Origin of the sequence: Sphingomonas sp. PAMC 26605, assembly GCF_000241485.1 — a bacterium.
GTDB lineage: Bacteria > Pseudomonadota > Alphaproteobacteria > Sphingomonadales > Sphingomonadaceae > Sphingomonas.
Window position 1 is genome coordinate 265,674 of record NZ_JH584243.1, and the last position, 3,746, is coordinate 269,419.

Here is a 3,746-nt window from a genome sequence, read left to right on the forward strand (position 1 = left end):
CGCTGCCACCGGGATATACGCGCAAGGAGCCGGCGGCGAAGCCGAAGCTGGGGCCGCTGCTGCCGGTGATCGATGCGATCTTGGCAGCGGACCAGACAGCGCCGGTGAAGCAGCGGCATACGGCCAAGCGGATCTTCGAACGGCTGCGCGACGAGCATGGCTTTGCCGGCGGATATACCGTGGTGAAGGATCATGTTCGGCTCTGCCGGGCACGAGGGCGCGAGACGTTCGTGCCGCTGGCACACCCGCCGGGTCATGCGCAGGTGGATTTTGGCGAGGCGATCGGCGTGATCGGTGGCGTGCGTCAAAAGCTCCACTTCCTGTGCATGGACTTGCCGCAGTCGGATGCCTGCTTTGTGAAGGCCTATCCACGCGAGACCACCGAGGCGTTCCTCGACGGGCATGTATCGGCGTTCACGTTCTTCGACGGCGTGCCGCTGTCGATCCTGTACGACAACACGACGATCGCGGTGGCGAAGATCCTGGGCGACGGGAAGCGCGAACGCACGCGTGCCTTCACCGAGCTGTGCAGTCACTATCTGTTCCGCGATCGCTTTGCGCGGCCGGCCAAGGGCAACGACAAGGGCAAGGTCGAAGGGCTGGTGAAGTTCTCGCGCGCCAACTTCATGGTGCCGGTCCCGCACGCAGCCAGCTTCGACGACCTGAACGCCATGCTGGAAGAGCGCTGCCGCGCTCGACAGCGCGATCATGCCGGCCGCCATGCCGAGACGATCGGCGAGCGGCTGGCGGCCGATCGCGCGGCGCTGCGGCCGCTGCCGGCGGTACCGTTGGAGCCCTGCGAGAAGCGCGCGGCACGGGTCTCGTCGATGGCGCTCGTGCGCTATCGGACCAACGACTACTCGGTGCCGGCCGCCTATGGCTTCCAGGACGTGGTGGTGAAGGGCTTCGTCGCCGAAGTCGTGATCCTGTGCGGCGGCAAGGAGATCGCCCGCCACCAGCGGTGCTATGGCGAGGGCGTGTTCGTCGCCGACCCGCTCCACTATCTGGCGCTGATCGAGACCAAGCCGGGTGCGCTTGATCAAGCCGCGGCGTTGCAGGGCTGGGCGTTGCCGGATGTGTTCCAGCATCTGCGACACCTGCTCGAGGCGCGGATGGGCAACCGCGGCAAGCGTGAGTTTATCCAGGTGCTGCGCCTGCTGGAGGCGTTGCCGCTCGACATCGTCACGGGTGCCGTAACCCAGGCGATCCAGATCGGCGCGGTCGGGTTCGATGCGATCAAGCTGATCGCGCTGGCGCGCATCGAGCAGCGACCCGCCCGGCTCGACCTGGCGGCGTATCCGCACCTGCCGCGAACGGCGGTGAAGACGACCTCGGCCGCCGATTACGCGGTGCTGGCGGCATGAGCGGCGCACCTGATACGATGCCGGTCGGCACGATGAGCGGCACGCCGCAGGTGCTGCTGGCCCATCACCTCAAGCAGTTGAAGCTGCCCACCGTGCTGCGCGAGTATGACAAGGTGGCGCGCGAGTGCGCGCGCGATGGCACCGACCATCCGCGCTATCTGCTGCGGCTCATCGAGCTCGAGCTGATCGACCGTGAACGGCGCACGATCGAACGGCGTATCCGGGCGGCACGGTTCCCGGCGGTGAAGAGCTTCGACACGTTCGAGTTTACCGCGATCCCGAGCCTCAACAAGATGCTCGTGCTGGAGCTTGCCCGCTGCGAGTATGTCCTGCGGCGCGAGAACATCATCGCGCTGGGCAACAGCGGCACGGGCAAGACGCATGTTGCGCTCGCCCTCGGTCTGGCTGCCTGCCAGAAGGGCTTTACGGTAGCGTTCACGACCGCGGCCGCACTGGTCAGCCAACTGCTGGAAGCGCGCGACGAACGCCGCCTGCTGAAGATGCAGCGCGACCTCGCAGCGGTGAAGCTGCTGATCATCGACGAGCTTGGCTATGTACCGCTGTCGCCAACGGGTGCCGAGCTGCTGTTCGAGGTGTTCTCCCAAAGGTACGAGCGTGGCTCCACGATCGTCACCTCCAACCTGCCGTTCGAGGACTGGACCCAGGTGCTGGGCAGCGAGCGGCTCACCGGTGCGCTCCTCGACCGGCTCACCCACCACGTCAGCATCCTGACGATGAACGGCGACAGCTACCGGCTGAAGCAGTCCGCCGGGCGTCGGCGCTCCGCCGCCAGGGCGGAGCAAAACCAGGCCACCGAGATCATCGACCCGGAAACAGGAGAGGTCACCACCACCTGATCGACGACGACAACGATATGAAGAGGGCCCCGATCGGGGCCCTCTTCATATCGTCAGGCCCACATCAACAATGGCCTGCTTTTACTCCGCCCCGATGGCCTGGAATCCGACCGGCGTTGACAGCCGGCGTGCTGCCCTTACCCCTCACCAGCAGGCTGAGGCCCTGCGACGGCTCGCAGCTGGCGATACGCAGCGCACTGTCGCTGCCTTGCTGGGTGTCGACCAGGCGACGATATCGAGATTGTCTCGAAAGCAGAACTGAACGTCTAGAGCTGGTGGATAGCCGTCGTTCAAAGTTCCGGCTGTCGCTCAAAGTCAGATAGCTGCTGACCGCTCATAGGAGCTTCGCGGCGTCCTCGGCGGCGGGGACACCCTCGGTCTCGCCGCCTACAACCCCCGGCGCGTGAGCTTCGTAGCGTTCGATGGCCTCAAGGATATAGCCTCCGCCAATGTAATCTTCGGGAACGCGCCCGCCTAGAAATTCCAGTACGGTTCTCGCAACGAGATAAGTCCTCTGCGCATCAACGTCGTTTGTCATTAGGCCGTTAAAGTAGGTTCCGTAGGTGGCAAAAACATTGTCGAAATGGTCATTAATCAGCTTACTCGGCTTTCGCCTCACGCCACCCTCAGCCGCCAAATATAATAAACGCAGCAGATGGCAGAGGACATATCGCCACGTGAAATCATTGAAACGGCTATTTCCTGGGATCAGGGATTTGGAAGTTCGCTGACGCCAAAGATCGTCGGCAACCGAGGTTGTCAGGTCGAAAAGTAGAATTTTGAAATCACGAGACGTCCGCTCATTACGCGACAAGGCTGCCAGGTCGGATCGATCGAATTGGGATCGAAGGGTGGCCAGCTCTTCCGCGGCGTCCCCAAAGGCCAGCATGCCCTTATCGATTCGTTCGAGCGCCCATTTACGTCGTTCCAGCAGCTGAGCCTGAAGGCGAACATTGCCCGCCTTCGCGGCCGCCAGTATTTGAAAAAATTCAGGTAATCCGCGTGTGGCCGACTTATCAAGAAATCGATTTGCAAAGCCAGGGTAACGAACATCAATATCGGCAACGTGCCGGTTCGATCGCAGTATCGCTATTTGGTCAGGAAACGCGGAAATTACCTCAAATGATAAGTAGACCTGATCCAGCGCATTTTGCTTGAATACTTCTACTATCGTATGCTCTGGTAAAATGGCGATGTTCGTCCGATCCGCACTTAGAAATATCCCGAGTTCATGACTTTGCAGCCTATTGGTATCGATCACTACGCGCATAAGGCATCATATACTGTCCGAAGTTCCGATCCTAAGCTTTATTTCCACACGGCCCTGACTGTTGTCAGCGTAGCATTGGGATGGAAGACGGCGGAGGCACCCTCCACCTCGGCTGATCAACTCGCTATCCCGTCCCAAAGCTAGTCGCGGCTAAGGGGGAAGTGCCAATTGCCTGTGTGGGGCTGGTTTTGGTCGGTTTGCGACCGTCCGCTTCCCCGATAGCTGCCGTCGCAAAAGGGAACCCTTTTGCAACAA

At 61.6% G+C, this 3,746-nt stretch carries 3 protein-coding genes and 1 pseudogene; 3 read left to right on the plus strand and 1 reads right to left on the minus strand.

Annotated elements, in window-relative coordinates; genetic code table 11:
- From istA to RH90_RS22990, 3 genes and pseudogenes are all read left to right on the plus strand, one after another.
- Positions 1 to 1,364: IS21 family transposase (gene istA, locus RH90_RS20635; protein ID WP_037493896.1), on the plus strand; the 1,364-nt coding region annotated here is incomplete at its 5' end.
- 17 nt (positions 1,365 to 1,381) lie between these two features.
- Entirely contained in the window at positions 1,382 to 2,221 is an 840-nt protein-coding gene (istB, locus tag RH90_RS20640; RefSeq protein ID WP_010188746.1) for an IS21-like element helper ATPase IstB, read from the plus strand.
- A gap of 124 nt (positions 2,222 to 2,345) precedes the next feature.
- A pseudogene (locus RH90_RS22990) lies at positions 2,346 to 2,483 on the plus strand (helix-turn-helix domain-containing protein); the annotation flags it as partial.
- A gap of 72 nt (positions 2,484 to 2,555) precedes the next feature.
- Here the strand turns inward: RH90_RS22990 and RH90_RS23720 are convergent.
- Positions 2,556 to 3,491: a hypothetical protein gene (locus RH90_RS23720; RefSeq protein ID WP_157134774.1), complete on the minus strand. Its 936-nt coding sequence runs from the start codon at positions 3,489 to 3,491 to the stop codon at positions 2,556 to 2,558.
- Between the last annotated feature and the right edge of the window lie 255 nt (positions 3,492 to 3,746).